This window comes from Mammaliicoccus sp. J-M41, assembly GCF_022385935.1.
In the GTDB taxonomy this organism is placed as follows: Bacteria; Bacillota; Bacilli; order Staphylococcales; family Staphylococcaceae; genus Mammaliicoccus; species Mammaliicoccus sciuri_A.
On record NZ_JAJNIR010000002.1, the window covers coordinates 54476 to 76608 of the forward strand.

The 22133-nt window shown below is 31.9% G+C and carries 27 protein-coding genes and 1 other annotated feature (1 of these 28 cut by a window edge); all 27 genes read right to left on the reverse strand.

Translation table 11 applies throughout. From position 1 onward, the window contains the following. Positions 1–21: 21 nt before the first annotated feature. Entirely contained in the window at positions 22–477 is a 456-nt protein-coding gene (locus tag LQ686_RS01315) for a ComE operon protein 2 (protein ID WP_037588364.1), read from the reverse strand. Between the two features lie 60 nt (positions 478–537). Further along, a complete protein-coding gene (locus LQ686_RS01320) occupies positions 538–1185 on the reverse strand; it encodes a helix-hairpin-helix domain-containing protein (RefSeq protein WP_232339595.1) in 648 nt (215 codons plus the stop codon). A gap of 42 nt (positions 1186–1227) precedes the next feature. Continuing rightward, on the reverse strand, positions 1228–1944 hold the full coding sequence (locus LQ686_RS01325) for a class I SAM-dependent DNA methyltransferase (RefSeq protein WP_103360666.1): 717 nt from the start codon (positions 1942–1944) through the stop codon (positions 1228–1230). Next, entirely contained in the window at positions 1944–2297 is a 354-nt protein-coding gene (gene rsfS / locus LQ686_RS01330; protein WP_048539678.1) for a ribosome silencing factor, read from the reverse strand. The genes LQ686_RS01325 and rsfS overlap by 1 nt, the downstream gene beginning before the upstream one ends. Positions 2298–2309: 12 nt before the next feature. Then, positions 2310–2882 carry a bis(5'-nucleosyl)-tetraphosphatase (symmetrical) YqeK gene (yqeK, locus tag LQ686_RS01335; RefSeq protein WP_025904220.1) on the reverse strand — a complete coding sequence of 191 codons (573 nt, stop codon included), beginning with the start codon at positions 2880–2882 and terminating at the stop codon, positions 2310–2312. Continuing rightward, positions 2872–3432, reverse strand: coding sequence for a nicotinate (nicotinamide) nucleotide adenylyltransferase (gene nadD, locus LQ686_RS01340; RefSeq protein WP_173400392.1), 561 nt, complete (start codon positions 3430–3432; stop codon positions 2872–2874). The genes yqeK and nadD overlap by 11 nt, the downstream gene beginning before the upstream one ends. Before the next feature lie 16 nt (positions 3433–3448). Then, positions 3449–3739: a ribosome assembly RNA-binding protein YhbY gene (yhbY, locus tag LQ686_RS01345; RefSeq protein ID WP_103360667.1), complete on the reverse strand. Its 291-nt coding sequence runs from the start codon at positions 3737–3739 to the stop codon at positions 3449–3451. After that, positions 3733–4551 carry a shikimate dehydrogenase gene (aroE, locus tag LQ686_RS01350; RefSeq protein ID WP_103360668.1) on the reverse strand — a complete coding sequence of 273 codons (819 nt, stop codon included), beginning with the start codon at positions 4549–4551 and terminating at the stop codon, positions 3733–3735. Before aroE ends, yhbY begins: the two co-directional genes overlap by 7 nt. A 12-nt stretch (positions 4552–4563) precedes the next feature. Then, positions 4564–5664, reverse strand: coding sequence for a ribosome biogenesis GTPase YqeH (gene yqeH / locus LQ686_RS01355; protein ID WP_107565848.1), 1101 nt, complete (start codon positions 5662–5664; stop codon positions 4564–4566). 2 nt (positions 5665–5666) lie between these two features. After that, positions 5667–6191, reverse strand: coding sequence for a YqeG family HAD IIIA-type phosphatase (locus LQ686_RS01360; protein WP_025904225.1), 525 nt, complete (start codon positions 6189–6191; stop codon positions 5667–5669). 230 nt (positions 6192–6421) lie between these two features. Continuing rightward, positions 6422–7111 carry a 5'-methylthioadenosine/adenosylhomocysteine nucleosidase gene (locus LQ686_RS01365; protein ID WP_107565849.1) on the reverse strand — a complete coding sequence of 230 codons (690 nt, stop codon included), beginning with the start codon at positions 7109–7111 and terminating at the stop codon, positions 6422–6424. 68 nt (positions 7112–7179) lie between these two features. Then, positions 7180–8418: an NRAMP family divalent metal transporter gene (locus LQ686_RS01370; protein WP_103360755.1), complete on the reverse strand. Its 1239-nt coding sequence runs from the start codon at positions 8416–8418 to the stop codon at positions 7180–7182. Positions 8419–8429: 11 nt separating this feature from the next. Beyond that, positions 8430–9188 carry a 5-oxoprolinase subunit PxpA gene (gene pxpA / locus LQ686_RS01375; protein WP_103360756.1) on the reverse strand — a complete coding sequence of 253 codons (759 nt, stop codon included), beginning with the start codon at positions 9186–9188 and terminating at the stop codon, positions 8430–8432. A gap of 12 nt (positions 9189–9200) precedes the next feature. Further along, entirely contained in the window at positions 9201–10538 is a 1338-nt protein-coding gene (gene accC / locus LQ686_RS01380; protein WP_232339648.1) for an acetyl-CoA carboxylase biotin carboxylase subunit, read from the reverse strand. Between the two features lie 14 nt (positions 10539–10552). Further along, positions 10553–10972, reverse strand: coding sequence for an acetyl-CoA carboxylase biotin carboxyl carrier protein (locus tag LQ686_RS01385; protein WP_103360758.1), 420 nt, complete (start codon positions 10970–10972; stop codon positions 10553–10555). Continuing rightward, entirely contained in the window at positions 10969–11976 is a 1008-nt protein-coding gene (locus tag LQ686_RS01390) for a 5-oxoprolinase subunit C family protein (protein ID WP_103360759.1), read from the reverse strand. Before LQ686_RS01390 ends, LQ686_RS01385 begins: the two co-directional genes overlap by 4 nt. Continuing rightward, positions 11976–12698 (reverse strand): 5-oxoprolinase subunit PxpB, encoded by a 723-nt coding sequence (pxpB, locus tag LQ686_RS01395; protein WP_103360760.1) that lies wholly within the window; start codon positions 12696–12698, stop codon positions 11976–11978. The genes LQ686_RS01390 and pxpB overlap by 1 nt, the downstream gene beginning before the upstream one ends. Before the next feature lie 146 nt (positions 12699–12844). Continuing rightward, a complete protein-coding gene (gene greA / locus LQ686_RS01400; RefSeq protein ID WP_103360761.1) occupies positions 12845–13321 on the reverse strand; it encodes a transcription elongation factor GreA in 477 nt (158 codons plus the stop codon). 29 nt (positions 13322–13350) lie between these two features. Next, positions 13351–13974 carry a uridine kinase gene (udk, locus tag LQ686_RS01405; RefSeq protein ID WP_025904232.1) on the reverse strand — a complete coding sequence of 208 codons (624 nt, stop codon included), beginning with the start codon at positions 13972–13974 and terminating at the stop codon, positions 13351–13353. Beyond that, on the reverse strand, positions 13974–15242 hold the full coding sequence (locus LQ686_RS01410; protein ID WP_037588390.1) for a peptidase U32 family protein: 1269 nt from the start codon (positions 15240–15242) through the stop codon (positions 13974–13976). Before LQ686_RS01410 ends, udk begins: the two co-directional genes overlap by 1 nt. Positions 15243–15265: 23 nt before the next feature. Next, positions 15266–16189 (reverse strand): peptidase U32 family protein, encoded by a 924-nt coding sequence (locus LQ686_RS01415; RefSeq protein WP_048539665.1) that lies wholly within the window; start codon positions 16187–16189, stop codon positions 15266–15268. Next, positions 16189–16830: an O-methyltransferase gene (locus tag LQ686_RS01420; protein WP_103360762.1), complete on the reverse strand. Its 642-nt coding sequence runs from the start codon at positions 16828–16830 to the stop codon at positions 16189–16191. Before LQ686_RS01420 ends, LQ686_RS01415 begins: the two co-directional genes overlap by 1 nt. A 185-nt stretch (positions 16831–17015) precedes the next feature. Beyond that, complete coding sequence (gene mltG / locus LQ686_RS01425; RefSeq protein WP_103360763.1) at positions 17016–18131, reverse strand: endolytic transglycosylase MltG; 1116 nt, start codon at positions 18129–18131, stop codon at positions 17016–17018. 79 nt (positions 18132–18210) lie between these two features. Then, positions 18211–18516: a DUF1292 domain-containing protein gene (locus LQ686_RS01430; protein WP_119594419.1), complete on the reverse strand. Its 306-nt coding sequence runs from the start codon at positions 18514–18516 to the stop codon at positions 18211–18213. A gap of 19 nt (positions 18517–18535) precedes the next feature. After that, positions 18536–18964 carry a Holliday junction resolvase RuvX gene (ruvX, locus tag LQ686_RS01435; RefSeq protein ID WP_025904238.1) on the reverse strand — a complete coding sequence of 143 codons (429 nt, stop codon included), beginning with the start codon at positions 18962–18964 and terminating at the stop codon, positions 18536–18538. After that, the gene (locus LQ686_RS01440) at positions 18957–19226 is read right to left on the reverse strand and encodes an IreB family regulatory phosphoprotein (protein ID WP_037588397.1); all 270 of its coding nucleotides are present in this window, start codon (positions 19224–19226) and stop codon (positions 18957–18959) included. The genes ruvX and LQ686_RS01440 overlap by 8 nt, the downstream gene beginning before the upstream one ends. Positions 19227–19293: 67 nt before the next feature. Then, on the reverse strand, positions 19294–21924 hold the full coding sequence (gene alaS / locus LQ686_RS01445) for an alanine--tRNA ligase (protein WP_107565634.1): 2631 nt from the start codon (positions 21922–21924) through the stop codon (positions 19294–19296). A gap of 46 nt (positions 21925–21970) precedes the next feature. Continuing rightward, positions 21971–22133 (reverse strand) — a binding site (T-box leader) (it continues 3 nt past the right edge of the window).

The window sequence follows — 22133 nt, forward strand, 5'->3', positions numbered from 1 at the left end:
CCACATCTTAAATATTAGTCCTTACTTTAAATATTTAATAATGTCTTCTGGATGGAAATTGATTTTTTCGTAGTGTACACCGGACTGTTCTAACAGTTGTATTGCATATGTATGATTATGATAATCGTCAGCATAATAAATTTGTTTAATACCAGCTTGTATAATTGATTTCGTGCAATTTAGACAAGGAAAATGTGTAACATAAATAGTCGCACCTTCTGAGGAAACACCTAACTTAGCACATTGTATAATCGCATTCATTTCAGCATGAATAGTTCTTATACAATGACCGTCCACTACAAGGCAGCCATTATCTATACAATGTTCTTCTCCTGAAACAGACCCATTATATCCACCAGCAATCACTCTATTATCTTTAACGATTGTTGCACCGACAGATAACCGTTCACACGTTGACCTTAATGATAATAGATGACTTTGAGCCATAAAGTATTCTTTCCATTCAATTCTATCCATTACACATCGACCTACCTTTCATATATTCTTATTGTAAAATTTAACAAGTATAAATGCAATTTAATTTAAAACGATAAAATCTTTTAAACTTTCGACTGTTTTATCTCCAAATCCTTTAACCTTCTTCAAATCATCAACAGTTTTAAATTCTCCATTTGTTTCTCTATAATGTAAAATGGCATCTGCTTTACTTGGACCGATACCAGGTAACTTTTCGATTTCTGATTTATCACCTGTATTAATATTGACTTCTACTTTATCATTTGTAGATTGGTTTGTATTAACACTAGGCACATGTTCGCCGTTTATTGGAACATATATATACATTTGATCTTTAAGTCGTTCTGATAAATTGATTTTAGACAAATCTGCATTATGCTTTGTTTGAGCTTTCTTTAATACATCATGTACGCGATCCTTTGAAGACATAGTATATGTATTGGGATAATTAACAGCTCCTTTTACATCTACTACTACGTTTCTATTAACTTCTTTAGTAGATTTAGATTCATCTGTCTTATCAACAGCGTTATCATCTGAAGACTGTTGTTTAACTTCATTTGTTGTATCTTGTTGATGAATGATAGCTTCATTATCATCATTACCAGTGAAAAGGCTATTACAAATGAAAAATAATACAACAATCATGATGATTGCAAGTTGGTAATTCTCTATTAGCCATTCCTTCATTTCATAAATATATTTCAAAAAAACACCTCCTACATTATTAAACGTAGGAAGTGTTCTAAATTACTTTCTTGCAACTATAAAATGTCTATCGCCATTTTCATCAAATTGATCGATATTGAAATCAGTAAATACACTTTCAACTTTAAATCCAGCAAAGTCTAAAAGTTGTTTATAAAGGTCGATTTCATATGTGACTTGATAATGTTCTTCATCGAATCGTTCGTAAAGTCCATCTTCTCTTTCAATGAAAAATGACATTTGATGATATACACTATTAGGTTCTTCACCAGCAATTGCTTGCCATGCTAAAGTTAATTGTTCTGTTTCATCAATATAGTTACGGTTATTAAATTGGTGATTCATCTTATATAGCGAATGCACATCAAATATTAGCAATCCACCATCATTTAAAAATTGATTAACATAGTTAAATACTTGAAGAACTTCTTCAGGGTCTGTTATATAATTCAAGCTGTCACAAAAGATAGTAATTACATTGTAACTTTGTGGTAAGTCTAAATCTCTCATATCTTGGCAATACCAATTAATATTAGGATTACGACTTTCTGCCACTTCTAACATCTCTTCACTTAAATCAAGTCCACTTACGCGACCATATTCTAATAATTGTTCTGTTAAGCGTCCTGTACCACAACCAATATCCAAAATATCGTTATCATTACCTGTAACATAATGACCGACGATGTGTTTCCATTTATCATATGGTTGATCTTCAGTTAGAAGGTCATAGTAATGGCTCATACGATTGTATGCCATTATTGTGCTACCTCATTTAGAGTGATAATTGGTGCGTCTTTATATAATCTTTCTAAGTCGTAGTAATCACGCTCTTCTCTATGGAATACGTGTACAACAACGTCACCTAAATCAATTAATACCCATCTTGCTTCATTAAAGCCTTCTAGTCTTTTCACTAATACTTCATTTATTTCCGCTTCATCTTTAACATTTCTTGCAATAGCTTGAACTTGCTTGTCACTGTTACCATGACATACAACAAAATAATCAGCTATATCGCTAATACCTTTCATATCAATTGCAATAATGTCTTCAGCACGTTTATCATCACATGCGAGTAACGTTTGTTTCATTAAATCATTTGAATTCATTTAACCATTCCTTTATTGTTCTGAATGCATATTATAATAATTTAAGCATTCTATAGTTTTTAAATGTACTGTTTTATCCTTATTAATTAAGTGTAACACTGTACGTTTTGATATTTCATATACTGCTTTATCCAAGTTGCGTTCTTTAAAGACAATATCTCTAATTTCGTCTACACCTGGAGTTGTTCTTTTAGGTTCAATATAGTCAGCAATAAAAATTATTTTTTCAGTCTTATTCATTTGCGCTCTACCAGTCGTATGACTATAAATTGCGTAATAAATATCTTCATCATTTATATCATATTGATCTTTAAGCCTTGCAGCAGCAACTGGTCCATGTAGTATTTCTGAGCCATAACTCAATAAATCTTGCCCTAGATCATATTGCGTTACACTTTGATATAACGCTGAAAGTTCTTCATATTTACATAAATCATGCAGTATACCTGCTAATTCAACTTTTTTCATGTCACCATCAAAGATTTCTGCCATTTTCTTACCTGTTTCGGCTACTCTCATAGAGTGATTATATCTTTTTGATGGTAACGTTTCTTCAACCAATTTGACTGCTTTTTTAATTTTCATACAATCGTCCCCTTTTGATATATCTTTCAATTCGTGGCGTAACGAGCATCTTTATAGATTGACGATTTTTACATCTATTGCGAATGTCTGTTGAGCTTACATCAATTCTAGGAATGTGTAATGCTAACATCCCTTCTTTAACATCTTGTTTATCAACTTCTCTATTAACAACTACAAATGTTAACAATTCTTTTAATTCTGCAATGTTTCTCCATTTATGCAAATTCTCGTATTGATCTGAACCGATTACAAAATATATTTGATAATCAGGAAATTCTTGTTTAAATTCTTTAATTGTATCAAATGTGTAACTCGTACCTTTTCTATTAAGTTCTCTCTCATCAACTTCACCGAATTGCAAATCTTCAATAGCTAATTCTAACATTTTTACACGTTCTGATTCTATTAAATAAGATTCGTTATGTTCTTTAAGTGGTGATTGATAACTTGGTAAGAAAATGAATTTATCAGGTTGAACAAATTGATATGCTTCACTCGCAACTAACATATGTCCAATATGAATTGGATTAAATTGACCTCCATAGATCATGAGCTTTTTCATAATATTATGGTAGTTCTAATCTCTTATTTTCTTTAGATTCTTTATATAAGACAATAATATTACCGATAAGTTGTACGAGTTCAGCACCTGCTTGTTCAGCAATTGATTCAGCTACTTCTTTATGATCATCCATATTATTTTGTAAGATATGAATTTTGATCAATTCTCTTTTTTCAAGTACGTCTTGCACTTGTTCTATCATATTGTCATTTAATCCGCCTTTTCCAATTTGGAAAATTGGATCTAAATGATGCGCTTCTTTTCTTAAATATCTCTTTTGTTTACCTGTTAACATAATGATCTCCTTTTAAGTTCCTCTTGTACTTTATTTCTCATTGATTCTATATGGGCTTCTTGTCCCGTCCATATTTTAAAACTTTCTGCGCCTTGATAAACGAACATATCCAATCCGTTATATATTGCAATACCTGCTTGTTCACATGCTTGCAGTAGCGGTGTCTTGTCAGGAATATAGATAATATCACAAACTAAACTATTTTTACTTATCTTCTCCACAGGAATAATGAATTCACTATGCTGTGTATTCATGCCAACCGGTGTCGTATTAATAATAATATCAAATGTATGAAGAACAGATTGAACATCTGTCAGACTTATAGTTTCAATATCAATTTGCCAATTATCAAATCTAGACATCGTTCTATTTGCCACTGTTATTTTATGATTCGTAAACTTCTGCATTTCCGAAACAATACCTTTACTCGCACCACCAGCACCAAGTACTAAAATTTTACGATCTTGAATGCTACCGTAATGTTCAATTAAACCTTTAACAAAACCAATACCATCTGTATTATACCCAATCCATTTATTATCTTGTATTAGAACTGTGTTAACAGCACCAATATGCTTAGCATTTGAAGATACTTCATCTAAATAAGGCAAGATGGATTCTTTATGAGGTATTGTAATATTAAAGCCGTCTAAAGCTTTTTCATTTATTATTTCTTTAATATGTTTAAATTGTTCTGGTGGAATATCTAAAGCACCATATTCATCTTCCCTACCTAATGCTTCAAAACTTGCTGCGTGCATAATCGGTGAAAGCGAATGGTTAATAGGATGTCCGATAACTCCAAACTTCATTTAATTCACCTCTTATAAAATAGATGTTCTTAATGTAACTTCGACTTCTTTAGGCGCCGTAACATGTATTTCTGCACCTGCATCTACAGTTACAAATCCTAATCCTGAAATCATAACATCTTTTCTTTCAGATTCGGTTGTAATCTCAGTTGTTTTTAAGTTGTCGAAGTTAAAGTTTGATGGATCATATGGTGGTTTAAGAAGCTCACCAATTTGACGTTTCCATAAATCTTCAGCGTTTGATAACTTTGTTCTATGAATGTTTAAGTCGTTTGATACAAAACATGTTAAAGAACGTCTACCGCCACTTACATAATCTACTCTAACTAAGCCACCTAAGAATAAGCTTTGTTCTTCGTTTAATTGATAAACTTTTGGCTTAATTTCTTTTTTAGGCATAACAACTTTCAATTCTTTATCTGTAACGTAATGCGTCATTTGATGACTTTGAATAATACCAGGTGTATCAAACATATATGAATCATCATCTAATGGAATATCAATCATATCTAATGTTGTACCAGGAAAATGACTTGTTGTAATCACTTCTTTTTCACCGACACTCTTTTCAATCAATCTATTGATTAATGTAGATTTACCAACGTTTGTTGTACCCACTACATAAACATCTTTACCATCTCTTACTTTCTCGATAGTTGATAGTAAATCATCAATTCCTTGATTTTTATATGCAGAAATCAATACAACTTCGTCAGGATTAAGTCCAAAATCTTTCGCACGATTTCTTAACCAAATTTCAACTCTTCTTTTATTAATAGCTTTAGGTAAGATATCCATTTTATTCGCGACAAGTACGACTTTTTTCTTACCTACTATATCTTTTAAGCGATGTATCATAGATCCTTCTAAATCAAATACATCCACAACATTGACAATAAGACCATCTTCATTGTGAAGAGATTTCAACATGTTTAGAAAATCTTCACTTGTTAAATCAACATCTTGGACTTCGTTATAATTTTTAAGTCTAAAACATCTTTTACAAATGACATCTTCTTTATTCAAACTTGATTGTGGAACGTATCCAGCTTCATTTGGATTTTCAGATTGAAGTGTTGCACCACAACCAATACATTTAGCAAACTCTGTCAAATTTATTCCTCCCAGTTAATTAAACCTTTTCTCTTAAAGTAATTTAAAAATCTTCTTTCTATTAATCGATTGAATTTCGTAACGAAACCATCTGTCTTTTTCACAGGTACGACCATAATTGTATATAATCCGTTTCTATTTCCACCAAACACATCTGTTAACATTTGATCACCAATAACAACTACTTCAGACTTATTGACGTTCATTAATTTAGCTGCTTGTCTAAAAGCTTTACCACGTGGTTTACGTGCTTTAAAAATATAATCAATATTTAATGTTGATGAAAATGACGCAACACGTTCTTGATTATTATTAGAAACAATCGTAACTGTTATACCATTATCTTTCATATTTTCAAACCAATTTCTCACTTCATCAGTTGGATCTTTAACATCCCAACCTACTAATGTATTATCTAAGTCTGTGATAATTGCTTTTATATTTTTAGATTTTAAATGTTCAGGTTCGATATTAAATACTGATTGAACATATTCATTTGGTAAAAAATATTTTGTAAATAATCCCATTATTACACCTCAATATTATCTTTTATTTTAACATAAATCATATATACATTCCTTTAGTTGAATACAAAATAAAAGTGTTGCAAATCACTTATGATTCGCAACACTAAATATTATTCTGTAATTTCACGGTCAGAAGATTTTTCAACTTCTGTATTCGCATAAATCACATAACCAACAAGTGCTGTAGCAATGACAGCGATAGCCATTAATATTAACATGAAACTGCCTCCTTATGCCACTCTATTTAATAATAATTTTACAATTTTACTAGAATTGACGCAAGCTACTTTTAAAAATTCTTCAAAAGTAACATCAGATTCTTTATCTGCTAAATCTGAAACAGCTCTCGTAACAATAATAGGCACATTATATTGGTAACAAGTTTGCGCAATTGCACCAGCTTCCATCTCTACGACACTTGCAGTAGGAAAGTTAGATTTAATCACTTTACGCTGATCAATTGAGCCAATGAAACTATCACCTGTAGCAACCTCACCAACAATACCATTTAAATCAAGCTGTTCTATTGATGATTTCGCTAAGTCGATTAATTTACTATCAGTTTCATAAAATTCTGGCATACTTGGTACTTGTCCCAATTTATAGCCAAATGCCGTTGCATTGACATCATGATAATAAACTTTATTACTAATAATGATATCACCAATATTTAATTCGCTATCAACAGAACCTGCTGACCCTGTATTAATGATTAAATCTGGTTTAAATTCATTGATTAGTAATGTTGCTGTAATTGCAGCATTTACTTTACCAATACCACTTTGTGCTAATACAACTTGTTTATCTTCTATATTACCTTTATAAAAAATAACATGTGCAATTTGGATTGTTTCTCTATTTTCAATAGATGACTTTAATATTTCTACTTCTTCTTCCATTGCTCCAATAATACCAATCATGCTTTATCACTCCATCATATTCATTCAATATTTATATTAACATAATTAGTATACTTTGAAATACGTTTTTAACTATTCCATAAACTTTGTAAGCCTTGTAATGATAATACCCCTGCTATTAATGTTGTAACAACAGCAACAACACCAATTACAATCATCCAAGTTGGGTGTTTATAGTCACCAACGATACTTTTCTTCTTAGAAGCAATTAAAATTGTTCCTAAAGTTACTGGTAAAATTAAACCGTTCAATGCACCAGCAATAATTAATAATTTAACCGGCTTACCAATTGTTAAGAATACAATAGATGAAACAACTATGAAAATAATAATAACTAAGTTTCTATGATTTTTAATAGATGGATGCAATGATTGAATAAATGTTGTACTTGTGTATGCACAGCCAATTACTGATGATAATGCTGCTGCAAATAATACAACACCGAATACTTGTTTACCGACAGGTCCTAATACATGTTCAAATACAGAAGCTGGTGGATTGTCTGGATTTAAAGTGAATCCTGTAACAACAACACCAAGTACTGCTAAGAATAAAAATGTTCTCATTATACCCGTTGTTAAAATACCTGAAATGGCCGCTCTATTTACAAATGGTATATAACCTTTTCCAGTGATACCTGCTTCTAACAATCTATGAGCACCTGCAAATGTAATATAACCACCAACAGTTCCACCAACCAATGTGATGATTGGTACAATGAGTTTACTAATATCATCAGGTACAATCATTTTTTGTGCCGCTTCGACAACTGGTGGTTTCGTTAATACCATTACATAAGCAACAATGGCAATCATGAGTACACCTAATATTTGTGTAATAATATCTACGACTTTTTGTGCGTTTTTAACAACAAATATTAAAATTGCTAATACGCCTGTAATACCTGCACCAATTCTTACATCTAAACCGAATATCGCATTAAGTCCTAGCCCAGCACCTGCAACGTTACCGATGTTAAATGCTAGCCCACCAATAGCGATTAATATTGCGATAAATGTACCTAACCCCTTAAACACATCATTCGCGATATCTTGTCCACCTTTACCTACAACTGTGATAACACGCCAAATATTAATTTGTGCACCGATATCAATCAGAATAGATGCAAGTATTGCAAATGCAAAGCTTGCAAGAAATTGCTCAGTAAAAACTGCCGTTTGAGTTAAAAATGCTGGTCCAATAGATGAAGTAGCCATTAAGAATACTGCACCCCATAGAATTCTTCTATGTTTATTTGTTATTTCAAACGGTTGATTTAACTCCTCATACCCTTTATTTTGCTTCATACGCTTTCCTCCTATTTCATTGCACTAATTTCTATGCCTTCAGCTTTAAACTGTCGAATAATTTCTTGAACAAAATCTAAAGCATGTTGTCCGTCTCCATGTACACATATTGTATCTGCTTCAATCGGAATTTCATTTCCATTTATCGTGATAACTTTAGATTCTTTAACCATTTTAATAACTTGTGCGACAGCTTGGTTTGTATCTTTAATAAGCGCACCTTCTTTTTTCCTAGAAACTAATTGGCCATTATCCTCGTATGCACGATCAGCAAATACTTCACTCTTATATGTTAAATTATGACGTTTACATGATTCGATTAGTTCACTATTAGATAAACCAACGAATAATAACTGATCATCAAAATCTTTCACCGCTTTAACAATTGCATCGGCAATTTCTGGATCTTTAGCACCCATTTGATATAACGCACCATGTGGCTTAACATGGTGTATTTTTGTTTCGTGTATTTTACAAAATCCAGCTAATGCACCTAATTGATAAATCACTAAATCATAAACTTCTTCTGGTGTAACATCTATGTTTCTACGCCCAAATCCAATTAAATCTTGAAAACCTGGATGAGCACCTATATGTACATCATGTTGAACCGCCAATTTAACTGTTTCATTCATAACGTGTTGATCTCCTGCATGAAAACCACAAGCGACATTTGCAGAAGTGATTAAAGGTAATATACTTTCATCATTACCAAGTTTATAGTTACCAAAGCTTTCTCCTAAATCACAATTCAAATCAACTTGTACCACAATACCCTCTCCTTAAACGATTTTATGTTCATGTAGAAACTTAATGGTTATATCATTTTTAATATATGGTTCATAACTCAACACGCGATATAAAAAGTCTAACGTTGTCGGAAAACCATCAATGACCGTTTCTTCTAACGTACCTTTCATTTTTTCAATTGCTTCAAGTCTATCTTCACCTTTAACAAGTATTTTAGCGACTAATGAATCATAGTATGGTGGAATTTGATAACCATCATATAACATACTGTCTACTCTCGTATTAAATCCATTAGGTAAATGTAAAGCTTGAACAACACCTGCTGCTGGGCGGAATTGTTTTTCTGGATTTTCTGCATTTATACGACATTCAATCACATGCCCATCAAAATGGATATCCTCTTGATTAATAGATAACTTCTCACCATTAGCTACTAATATTTGTTGCTTAATTAAATCAACACCTGTTAATAATTCTGTGACTGTATGTTCAACTTGAATGCGTGTATTCATTTCTAAGAAATAATAGCCGTCATCAGTTAGTAAAAATTCAATTGTTCCAGCACTTTCATAATTACAAGCTTTAGCGGCTTTTACAGCATCTGTGTGTAACGAATTTCTTGTACTTTGATCTAATGCTGCACAAGGTGCTTCTTCGATTAACTTTTGGTTCTTTCTTTGAATTGAACAATCTCGTTCACCGAGATGAATTGCTTCACCATGTTTGCTCGCGAGTATTTGAACTTCCACATGTCTAGCTTCATCAATAAATGTTTCAATATACACACGTTTATCTCCAAAGTATTTTTCGCCTTCAGATTGAGCCTCTTTAAAGAATTGTTCAAGTTGGTCAGGTTCTTGTACGATTCGAATACCTTTACCACCACCGCCACTAGCAGCCTTTAACACAAATGGATATCCTATTTTTTGAGCAACTTCTTCTGCTTCTTTAACTGTCTTTACTTCTCCAATAGACCCAGGAATAATAGGTACGTTCGCGTTGTACATCGTTTCTCTTGCTTTTATTTTATCTCCCATTAAATCCATCGTGTTATAACTAGGACCAACAAAGATAATATTTTCTTCATCTACTCTTTTTCTAAAAGTCGTGGATTCTGATAAAAATCCATAACCAGGATGAATCGCATCTGCTTTACTCATCTTACAAGCTTCTAAAATGCGTTCAATATCTAAATAACTATCACTTGATTGACTTGGTCCAATACAAATGGCTTCATCTGCTAATTGCACATGTAAACTATCTTTATCTGCTTTGGAATATATTGCGATTGTTGTGATATTCATCATTCTACATGTTCTAATGATTCTTACCGCAATCTCGCCTCTGTTTGCAATCAGTAAACGCTTAATCATATAAATCCCCCTTATTTCAATGTGATAATCGTTTGTCCGTATTCAACAGGATCCCCATGATTAATTTGTATATCATTAACGATACCGTCATACTCACTTATAACTTCATTGAGTACTTTCATTGATTCGATATAACCGACAACTTGACCTTTTTTCACTTCATCTCCAACTTTGACAAGTGGATTTTGTAATGTTTCTTCATCTTGTAAATAAAATGTTCCAAGGATTTCCGCTTCTATTGTATTAAGCTGTTCTTCTTGTTTTGAAGTTGGCGTGTTTTCTTCAACATTATTGACTGGTGTTGTAGTCACGTTATTTGATGTTGATTTTAAATCTAACTCGACTTCGACCGTTTCATCTTTATATTTCATATAATTTACTTGATTTTGTTTCATGAGTTTAATAAGTTCTTCTATCTTTTCTATATTCATGACTGATTCCCCTTTATAAGTTTTGCTATATTTTTAGATTTAGGACGAATATTGCTTAAATCTTTATATTTTTTCAGTTTAATATCATCTATATCTGCTTCTAATTGTTTAATATATGTTTGATATTCAAGCGTGGCATCTTCAAACGAAATCCATTTAAAAGTAATGCTATCATTTGCTTTTAATTGAGAAAGCTTTTCTCTACCTATAAAACTAACTGTAGCAATCTTTGTATAACCACCTATCGTCTGACGATCATTAAGCAATATAATCGGTTGACCATTAATAGGAACTTGTACACTACCTGGTGCAATCGGTTCAGAAATAATATCTGCGTTATGTTTATGTTTAAGCGGTTCATCCCCATTTAATCGATAACCCATACGATCTGACATTTCTGATATTGTATATGATTGATTAACAAGTTGGTCATGTGCTTCTAATGTAAATTCATCAAATTGTAGCCCTTCCATAATTGGAATGATGTTTGCATCTTCTAATTGATTGATATTAAACGTATTACCTATAATGTCATGGTTTATAGTTTTATCTTTGAATTTCAAAACATCATTTCTGTTTAATGTTCTTCCATTCATGCCACCTATACCACTTCTACTATGTGTTGATACACTGTCTAATATCGGTTCGATATTTAAAGATTTATGAAAAGCTAAATAGCCTCTTGCCCCAGATGTAATAGTCTTTATATTGAGCACTTGTCCTTTTTCTACATAAATTGCTGTATTTACTGGTATTGGTTGATCATCAAGCTGTATATCTGCAGCATATGCAACAAATACGACGATATTCGGTTCTTCAAATTTTAATGTAGGTCCATTTAATGTCACTTCTAATACAGGTGCATTTTCATTATCCACTAAAGCATTCGCGATACTGTATAAATATTGATTCATAACACCCGCTTCAGAAAATCCATCTTTTTCAAATTTTGATCGACCTATATCTTGAACAGTCGTAAACAAACCTGGTTTTATACATTTCATTACAAATCACCTACTAACTGACTATAATCAAATATGCCATTTACAATCTCGTCTTCAATTCGCGTAAATTCTTCTTGATGAATAGCTTTAAAAGCAATATAGTCTCCAGCTTCGTATAAAATCATAGGCTCTCGATCTAAGTTAAAAACATCTATTGGTGTGCGACCAATAATTTGCCATCCGCCTGGTGATGATTTCGGATAAAGTCCAGTTTGATTATTTGCAATTCCAACAGATCCTTGGACGATTTTACTTCTTGGCGTTTCCTTTCTAGGTGTATGTATTTTCTCATTTAGTCCTCCTAAAAATGGAAAGCCAGGTAAAAATCCAATTGCATAAATTAAATAATTTTCTTCAGTATGTATTTGAATCACTTCTTCTTCTGATAATTGTGCATGTTCAGCAACAATATTTAAATCTGGACCAAATTCACCACCATATACAACTGGTAATGTTATCAACTTTTTTGAATGTGATGCATTTTCTTGATTAAGATTTAAATGATGTAAGTCTAGTTCATGAAGGACTGTTTCGTATGTATATTGTTTCGCATCAAATGCAACCATGATTGATCGATATGATGATGTCACACTTATAACAGCTGGATGTTGCAATGATTCAATATGTAATGCAATCGTCGAAATTTTATTCCTTATTTCTGGACTGATTTCATTTTGTTCATAAATCATAAAATGCGTCTCACTCACTTGCTTAATATCCAATTTTACCACCCCTTTGTTAACGCTTTTAATAATCAGATAATTAAATCAATTATACTTTATCATAATACCATGATTTATATAAAAAAAAGCTGTAAAAACGTTTGTTTCATACGTTTCTACAGCTTTCCTTCTAAATTATAATACGATTAATCGATTTTTACGATTTTAACTTTCATTTCGTTACCATTTGGTAATGGAACATTTACTTCTTCGTTTAATTTTTTACCAATTAAAGCTTTAGCAATTGGAGACTCATTAGAAATTTTACCTTCAAATGGGTCTGCTTCTGCTGAACCAACAATTTTGTAGCTTTCTTCTTCGTTACCTGGAACTTCAGTAAATGTTACAGTTCTTCCGATTTGGACAACATTTTTTGAACCATTATCTTCAATAATTTGTGCATGACGAATCATGTTTTCGATTTTTTGAATTTCTTGTTCAATGAAACCTTGCTCATCTTTAGCTGCATCGTATTCAGAGTTCTCAGATAAGTCACCAAAACTACGTGCTACTTTTATTTTTTCAACGACTTCTGGTCGCTTAACTGTTTTTAATTCTTCAAGTTCTTTTTCTAATTTGTTAAAACCTTCCTGTGTCATAGGAAATTCTTTTTGTGTTTCCATTCTTCCATCTTCCTTTACTTTATAATTATTTAAATATTTTTAACTAACGATTGAATTTTCGTAGTCATAATATCAATAGCTACCTTATTACTACCACCTTCAGGGATGATGATATCCGCATATTTCTTCGTTGGTTCAATAAATTGGATATGCATCGGTCTTACAACTGATAAGTATTGATCAATTACTGACTCCATCGTACGTCCTCTTTCTTTAATGTCTCTCGTTAAACGACGTAAAATTCTTAAGTCAGCATCAGTATCAACATAAATCTTAACATCCATTAAATTACGTAAATCTTCATTTTCAAGCGCGAATATACCTTCAAGTATAATAACATCTTTAGGTTCGAATCTAATCGTCTTATCGCTTCTCGTGTGATTTGAATAATCATACGTAGGCACTTCAATTGCATGTCCATCTTTAATTCTAGTTAAATCTTGTTTTAATCTTTCATTATCGAAAGCGAATGGATGATCATAGTTAGTCTTCAATCTATCTTCAAAAGACATATGCGATTGATCTTTATAATAGTAATCTTGTTCTATTAATGCAACACTATATCCATCTAAATTTTTCATAATTTCGGATGTTACAGAAGTCTTACCTGAACCAGAACCCCCTGCAATACCTATAATTGTAGTCTTTCCCATCAAACGATTCCCTTTCTCATCATGTTATTTGGATAAATCTGACGATCCACTTTTATTTGAATGACTTGAAGTGGATGTCTGGCTGCGTCGAGTTCTTCACCATTTTCATCATATATCTTATCTATGACTTGAGTGAAGTTTTCAATTTCAGGTCCAAAAAATTCAATTTCTTGTCCTGGCTTGAAATAATTTCTTTGTTGGATGGTAGCTATTTGTGATACTTCGTCATAGTCTAACACTAATCCACAAAAATCAAAAGGTGTTTTTTTATTTGATTCGTGTCCAAACATTTGTTCTTCGTAATGTGGTACACCTTCGAAGAAAGCTGGTGCTGTATCTCTATTCGCACATTTATCTAATTCAATCAACCATCTAGGATCGATTTTAAAGTTTTCTGGATCCTCAGCATAGCGATCAATTACTTTACGATATACAGATACAACAGTAGCAATATAATGAATAGATTTCATACGACCTTCAATTTTTAGAGAATCTATACCGATGTCCATCATTTTAGGTATTGATTCGATTAATTTCAAGTCTTTTGGACTCATTGCAAAAGGCGTGATCTCATTACCATCGAAATATGGCTCTAATTCTCCATCTTCTTCTACTGATATTAAATCGTAATCCCATCTACAACTTTGACAACAACCACCTCTATTTGAGTCTCTTGCTGTCATATGATTACTTAATGTACATCTACCAGAATATGCAATACACATTGCTCCATGTATAAATGTTTCTATTTCAATATCAACTTTTTCTTTCATTTCGCGCATTTCTTCAGCACTCGTTTCACGAGCTAGAACGACTCTCTCAAGTCCTTCTTCTTTCCAATATTGAACTGCACGATAATTTGATAAAGATTGTTGTGTACTTAAATGGATTTCTAAATTAGGTGCCACACGTTTACACGTTTCTATAATAAGTGGATCAGCAACTATAATACCATGTGCACCCGTTTCATTTAGATTTTTTAAATATTCTTCTAGTCCTGGAATATTTTCATCATGAGCAAAAATATTTGTTGTAACATAAATTTTTGCGCCATATTTTGCTGCAAACTGAACGCCTTCTTTAATTTCTTCCATCGTAAAGTTATCAGCATTTGACCTTAAACCATATTCTTGTCCACCTAGGAACACAGCATCCGCACCATAATGAACAGCAATTTTGAGTTTTTCTAAATTTCCTGCAGGCGCTAGAAGTTCTGGTTTTTTTATCTTTGTTTGACGACTTGCGCCAATAGGTTCTAGAACTTTCATATATATCATTCCTTTAATATAACTTAATAAACTGTTTGTTTGAACATAAATCCTTGATCCATTGGACGATGATCTTTTTGAACCTCTTCTATTGGTTCAACTAACATAAATTTTTCATCTTCATATAACTCTGGATCTTCGTTATATAAGTCAATCGCTTGTCTATATTGCTCAGTCGCGATATTAATATATTCTTCTGTTTGAAGTACGCCGTCAATCTTAAACGCATCAATTTGTGCTTCTAATAAATCCTCTAAGTCTTCGATTAAGCAAATATCATTCGGACTCATAATGTGTGTACCATTATAATCTTCATATATTGGATATTTATTACTTCTTTCTTCATCATATAAAAGCATGTCTTTATTTTCTTTACGATTTTCAATTTTCATAACTTTATCTTGATACATAAAGTAATTACCAAGTAATTTTCTTTTAGACTGGAACATACAAGTCATGCCGTGTACTTGAACTTCTATTTCGACATTACTTTTTTCTTTAATTTCTAGTACTTCTTCAATACTTAACTCACGAGCCAACACTGCTCTAGCTGAACCTCTATCACCCCAATAATTACATTGAAAATGATTTGTCACGATTGTTTCAGCATTCCAATTTAAAGGTATAGGATTCTCACGATTTTTCATTGCCATAACTACTGCTGGATCGCCAAAAATGATTCTATCTGCTTTTAATTCATGTAACAAATCAATATAAGATTCCAAATCATCAATATGTTCATTATGAAAAATACCATTTACCGCTACGTATGCTTTTTTACCATGATCATGGATAAGCTTAATGGCTTCACGAAGTTCTGGTTCTTTAAATTCACCAGCAAGTCTTAATCCAAATTTTTCTTCACCAATGACAAATGCATCAGCACCTAATTTAATTAATTGTTCAATATGTTCAACGGACTTAGGTGTCACTAGTAATTCTGTCATTACAACTTCTCCTTTTTAGAAATGGCCATACCATCACCAATATTAATCAATGTCGTTTTATAATTTTCATGATTCATTAACCAATGATTATATTTTTGAACTTTTTTTACCATTTGTTTAACGTTTCTGTTTCTTACAATTTCAATATTACTGACAAAACCATGGTATAAAATATTGTCAGTAATAATGATGCCATCATCTTTAAGCAGTGGTTCATATAGTTCAAAAAACTTTTGTGATTGAGCTTTAGCAGCATCGATAAAAATCATATCAAATGACTGGTCGGTAGGTAACAATTCAAAAGCTTCTAATGCATCAGAAAAGATAACATTTATTTGGCTTTCATAACCAAAGTCTTTAATATTTGAAATAGCTTGTTCATACATTTCTTCTTTTCTTTCAATCGTCCACACATTAATACCCGGATCACATGAAGCAAAATGCATCGCGCTATATCCAATTGCCGTTCCAATCTCTAGAATACTTTTCACATCTTTAATTCTAATTAATTGTTTAACAAACTCTGTGGAGATTTTGTCCATTATTGGAACATTATATTGTTCAGCATAATGCCTTAATTCATCGATATTTGATGAATTTTGAAACAACAATTGTTCGATATATTCTATATCTTTTTCCATGTCATTACTTCCTTACACTCGAATATAATAAAAAACCCAACTAGTCTCCTGACTAGTTAGTATGTATCAGTCATATCTACAATATGATTTCATAAACATTAGATATTTTACCATATTTTCGAATAAAAAGTAAGTATATATGCAAACAAGAACGCTTTTAAAATTTAAAAGCGTTCTTGTTTATATTATTTTTCTCTATTCTTTTCTTGTTCTTTTAAATTCTCTGCAAATAATACTTTTCCCTTTTTGGTTGTTGTATAGTAAAAATAATCTGTTTCCGGAGGGTTTACCGTTGTTCTAGCTGTTTCATCAGATATATTACATATTGGACCTATTGGTAGCCCTTTATGTGCATATGTGTTATATTTTGAATCATTTTTATAATCTTTATCTGATAATGCTTCAGTTGTTTCTTTTTTATTTGCATATCTTACTGTCGCATCTGAATTCAAAGCAATTTGTGGATTGTTTTCAATTCTGTTTAACAGTACCGAAATATATCTCGATTTATCTGTAACGTTTTTCATTTCCGATTCTACAATTGAAGATAACGTTAAATACTCATGGAAAGTAATCATCTTTTCTTCATAGTTACTCGTGTATTTAAAGCCGCCATTTTCATTATATATTTTGTAAGTTGTACGGTATGTTTCATTCAACATTTCATTTGTAACGTCATCAATCGTTACATCTTTTTTTGAAAACTGATACGTACTTGGTGCTAAATAGCCTTCTAATGGGTATCTTAAGTTTTTATTTAATACTTCGTCCGTTAACATATCGGTATATTTTTTTTGATATTTTTTCACAAAATCTTGATCTCTCATTTTCTTCAAAAAGCTTTCGCGACTAATAGAAGTATTTTCTTCTAAAATGCCTGCAATTAATTCTATATTCGAACCTTCTTTTACATCATATTGGATCGCTGTTTTTAAATACACTTTTCCAGTTTCTAAACTTTTCGCAATATCTCTAGGTGACATTGAAGGAGAAAACTTATATTCCCCTGCTTGAAAGCTAGAAATATTATTGAGTTTCAAATAATATTTGAAAATAGTAGCATTTCTAATTATTTTTTTATCGGATAACTCTTGGCTTAACATTTCAGTATTTGTGTTTGGATTAACATTTACAATAACTTGCTCATTGCTGTCGGCGTTAACAGGTTTAACATTAATACCTACTACAATTAAGCCTATTATAGTAATTAATATAAGTAATAAAAAGAGGATGCTTATGATTGTTAAACTAATATACTTAGATAATAATCTCGCATCTTTATATATACTATTTTTTTCCATATGTAACTCCTTATGTAAAATAAATACCCCTAATGATTATATCACATTAGGGGTAAAGTGTACTATTACATATTAAATTTTAAACATCGTCCATTTCAGTATTAACGATTTCTTCAATCATATCCCACTCTTCGTCAGTTTCAACTGGTAATAATTTACCACCTTCACCGTCGTCATTTGCTTCATTAATCATTGGGATTAATTCAATTTCTTCATCATCCGCTGTACCTTCTTCAGCTAAGATGATGTATTCTTTCTTGAATTCTGGGTGATAGAATTCTAATACTTTACGGTATAAGACTTCGTTATTATTTTCGTCTATTAATGTTAATAATTCTTCCTCATTGTTAATTTCTAAATGTCCTTCGTGATTATGTTTAGTCATTATTCATTCTCCTCATCAATTATTTAATAGAATCTAGGTAACCTTGTAATATAAATACAGCTGCCATTTTGTCTATTACTTTTTTTCTTTTCTTTCGAGAAACATCTGCTTCTAATAATGTGCGTTCAGCACCAACTGTGCTTAGTCTTTCATCCCACATTACCATTTTTAATTCTGGTCTTTCTTGTTGAAGTAAATCTTTGAATTGAATGGATGCCTCTCCGCGAGGACCAATAGAATTGTTCATATTTTTTGGCAATCCTATAATGACAGTATCAACATCATATTCATCAATGATTTTTATAAGTTGGTCAATTCCAAAATCTTCGTTTTCTTCGTTAATGCGGAGTGTATCTATACCTTGAGCTGTCCAACCCATCGCATCACTTACAGCTACACCTATTGTTTTACTACCGACGTCTAAACCTATTATCCTGTTTTTAAGCATTGAATTCATTTTCTTGCTTTAAATAGTGTGATACAAGCTCTTCCATAATATCATCTCTATCTAAACGTCTTATTTGATTTCTTGCTTCGTTGTGTCTAGGTATATAAGCTGGATCGCCAGAAAGTAAATAACCGACTATTTGATTTACTGGATTATAGCCTCTTTCTTCTAAAGTTCGATAAACATTTTGTAGTACTGTTTTGACATTTTCTTTTGGAAAATCATCATAGTTAAATTTCATAGTTTTATCAAAATTATTCATCTTTATTTACACTCCCTAACTCCATTAACTTAATATTAATTATATCATATTCTAATTACACGTAAAATTATAGCGTTTTAATGTAGTCTTTAACAAACTGTAATGCTTCTGTTACTTTAGAAGGATCTGTTCCGCCACCTTGAGCCATATCAGGGCGACCGCCACCTTTACCGTTTGTAATTTGAGCAGCTTCTCTAATAATGTCACCAGCTTTAACTTTATCCGTTAAATCTTTTGGTACTGAAGAAACAAGTGAAACTTTATCTCCATTGACACTTGCTAATAATAGAACTGTATCTTGCATTTTAGATTTATAATCATCCATGATTGATCTTAATACTTTTGAATTTTCAGCTTCAACTAATTGTGAAAGTACTTTAATGCCATTAATTTCTTCAACACTGTCTTCAATATTGCCTGATTTTAATTCTGTAATTGTTTTGTTCTTTTGTTGAACTTCTTTTTCTAAGTCTTTATTATGTTGTTGAATTTGTTCGATTTTTTCAATTGTTCTTGCTTGGTCTTTAATTTTGACATGTTGCATAACATCTTTAAGGATTGTTTCTGTTTCTTTTAATGTTTCATATGCTTTTCTACCTGTTACAGCTTCGATTCTTCGAACACCTGCACCTGTACCTGATTCTGAAACAATTTTGAAGATACCAATTTCACTTGTGTTACGTACGTGTATACCACCACATAACTCAATTGAGTATGATGACATTTCAACAACTCTTACAACATCACCATATTTTTCTCCGAATAGTGCCATAGCGCCTTTTTCTTTAGCTTGTTCTATTGGCATTTCTTCAATAACTACAGGAATATTTTGCCAAATTTTTTCGTTAACAATTTTTTCGATAGTTTCTAATTCTTCTTGTGTAACTTGGCCAAAGTGTGAGAAGTCAAATCGTAATCTATCACTTTCAACTAATGAACCCGCTTGATTAACATGCGTACCTAAAACTTCTTTTAAAGCTGCATGTAATAAGTGAGTTGCTGAGTGGTTTTTGATAATTGATTTACGATCATCTTTATTAACAATAGCTTCTACAGTTTCACCAACATGAACTTGTCCAAATGTTACATGTCCTGCATGTAAATTTTGACCATTAGGTGCTTTTATAACTTCTGTCACTTCAATTTCAAATTGATTATGACGAATAATACCTTTATCCGCTACTTGACCACCTGATACTGCATAAAATGGTGTTTCTCTTAAAATAAATTGGATGTTTTCTCCACTTTCTACTTCATCAACTAATTCCCCATTAAATATAATATCTGTAATTTCTGTTTGTGTTTCTGTTACGTCATATCCAACGAATTTACTTGGCGTGTTGATGCTACCAAGTACTTCATTTTGAACTTGCATTGATTGAGTCTTTTGACGTGCAGCTCTCGCTCTTTCACGTTGTTGATGCATCTCATTTTCAAAACCTTCATTGTCTATTGAAATGCCTTCTTGTGCAGTGATTTCTTCAGTTAACTCGATTGGGAAACCATACGTATCATATAATTTAAATGCATCTGATCCTGATAATACATTACCTTGTTGCTTAGCTGATGCCATCATTGTGTTTAAAATTGCTAAACCTTCTTCAAGTGTTTCATGGAAACGTTCTTCTTCAGATTTCACAACTTTTTTAATGAAGTCACTTTGCGCTTTAACATTTGGATAATACGGTTCCATAATATCTGCTACGATATCAACTAATTTATATAAGAATGGCTCGTTAATATTAAGTGATTGACTGAAACGAACAGCTCTTCTTAGTAATCTTCTTAATACGTATCCTCTACCTTCATTTGCAGGTAACGCACCGTCACCAATCGCAAAACTGATCGTTCTAATATGGTCTGAAATAACTTTAAATGCGATATCTTGTTCTTTATTCTCTAAGTATTTTAATCCACTAACCGCTTCGACTTGTTCAATAATTGGAATAAATAAGTCTGTATCATAGTTCGTTGGTACATCTTGAGAAATAGATGTCATACGCTCAAGACCCATACCTGTATCAATATTTTGATTTGGAAGTGGCGTATAAGTATGGTCAGCATTATGATTAAATTCACTAAACACTAAATTCCAAACTTCTAAATAACGTTCATTTTCTCCACCTGGATACATTTCTTCAGCTGGATCTTCTTTCCCGTATGTGTCGCCTCTGTCATAGAATATTTCAGTGTTAGGTCCAGATGGTCCTTCACCGATGTCCCAGAAGTTACCTTCAATTCTAATAATTCTACTTTCTTCAAGTCCAATTAAATCATGCCATAAATCATATGCTTCTGTATCTTCCGGATGAATCGTTACATATAATTTTTCTGGATCCATTGCCATCCATTTATCACTCGTTAAAAATTCCCAAGCATATTCAATTGCTTCACGTTTAAAGTAATCACCAATTGAAAAGTTTCCTAACATTTCAAAGAATGTATGGTGTCTTGCAGTAAAACCAACATTTTCAATATCATTTGTTCTAATTGCTTTTTGAGCATTTACAATTTTAGGATTTTTAGGGATTTCTCGACCATCAAAATATTTTTTTAATGTCGCAACACCTGAGTTTATCCATAATAAAGTATCGTCATCAATAGGCACTAAAGGTGCAGATGGTTCTACCATATGTCCTTTTTCAACAAAAAAGTCAATATACATTTGTCTGATTTCACTAGCTTTTAATTTTTTCATTGTCTTCACTCCTCAATTAAAATAAAAAAAAACGTCCATCCCCTAAAAAAGGGACGAACGTATCGCGGTACCACCCTAGTTATGACTATAAGTCATCACTTTAAGTTTATTAAACTTTTATAAAAGAAGTAGCGTTCAATAATCATTGTCATGTTTCTCACCAACCAACATGTCTCTTAAACAATCAATTATTTACTCGATTTCTTTTT

Coding starts and splice junctions, on each gene's coding strand:
- LQ686_RS01315 (WP_037588364.1), bottom strand. CDS start 477: ATGGATAGAATTGAATGGAAAGAATACTTTATGGCTCAAAGTCATCTA.
- LQ686_RS01325 (WP_103360666.1), bottom strand. CDS start 1,944: ATGGCATACAATCGTATGAGCCATTACTATGACCTTCTAACTGAAGAT.
- rsfS (WP_048539678.1), bottom strand. CDS start 2,297: ATGAATTCAAATGATTTAATGAAACAAACGTTACTCGCATGTGATGAT.
- yqeK (WP_025904220.1), bottom strand. CDS start 2,882: ATGAAAATTAAAAAAGCAGTCAAATTGGTTGAAGAAACGTTACCATCA.
- nadD (WP_173400392.1), bottom strand. CDS start 3,432: ATGATCTATGGAGGTCAATTTAATCCAATTCATATTGGACATATGTTA.
- yhbY (WP_103360667.1), bottom strand. CDS start 3,739: ATGTTAACAGGTAAACAAAAGAGATATTTAAGAAAAGAAGCGCATCAT.
- aroE (WP_103360668.1), bottom strand. CDS start 4,551: ATGAAGTTTGGAGTTATCGGACATCCTATTAACCATTCGCTTTCACCG.
- LQ686_RS01360 (WP_025904225.1), bottom strand. CDS start 6,191: ATGGGATTATTTACAAAATATTTTTTACCAAATGAATATGTTCAATCA.
- LQ686_RS01365 (WP_107565849.1), bottom strand. CDS start 7,111: ATGATTGGTATTATTGGAGCAATGGAAGAAGAAGTAGAAATATTAAAG.
- LQ686_RS01370 (WP_103360755.1), bottom strand. CDS start 8,418: ATGAAGCAAAATAAAGGGTATGAGGAGTTAAATCAACCGTTTGAAATA.
- LQ686_RS01385 (WP_103360758.1), bottom strand. CDS start 10,972: ATGAATATAGAAAAGATAGAAGAACTTATTAAACTCATGAAACAAAAT.
- LQ686_RS01390 (WP_103360759.1), bottom strand. CDS start 11,976: ATGAAATGTATAAAACCAGGTTTGTTTACGACTGTTCAAGATATAGGT.
- greA (WP_103360761.1), bottom strand. CDS start 13,321: ATGGAAACACAAAAAGAATTTCCTATGACACAGGAAGGTTTTAACAAA.
- udk (WP_025904232.1), bottom strand. CDS start 13,974: ATGGGAAAGACTACAATTATAGGTATTGCAGGGGGTTCTGGTTCAGGT.
- LQ686_RS01410 (WP_037588390.1), bottom strand. CDS start 15,242: ATGAAAGTTCTAGAACCTATTGGCGCAAGTCGTCAAACAAAGATAAAA.
- LQ686_RS01415 (WP_048539665.1), bottom strand. CDS start 16,189: ATGACAGAATTACTAGTGACACCTAAGTCCGTTGAACATATTGAACAA.
- LQ686_RS01420 (WP_103360762.1), bottom strand. CDS start 16,830: ATGGAAAAAGATATAGAATATATCGAACAATTGTTGTTTCAAAATTCA.
- mltG (WP_103360763.1), bottom strand. CDS start 18,131: ATGGAAAAAAATAGTATATATAAAGATGCGAGATTATTATCTAAGTAT.
- LQ686_RS01430 (WP_119594419.1), bottom strand. CDS start 18,516: ATGACTAAACATAATCACGAAGGACATTTAGAAATTAACAATGAGGAA.
- ruvX (WP_025904238.1), bottom strand. CDS start 18,964: ATGCTTAAAAACAGGATAATAGGTTTAGACGTCGGTAGTAAAACAATA.
- LQ686_RS01440 (WP_037588397.1), bottom strand. CDS start 19,226: ATGAATAATTTTGATAAAACTATGAAATTTAACTATGATGATTTTCCA.
- alaS (WP_107565634.1), bottom strand. CDS start 21,924: ATGAAAAAATTAAAAGCTAGTGAAATCAGACAAATGTATATTGACTTT.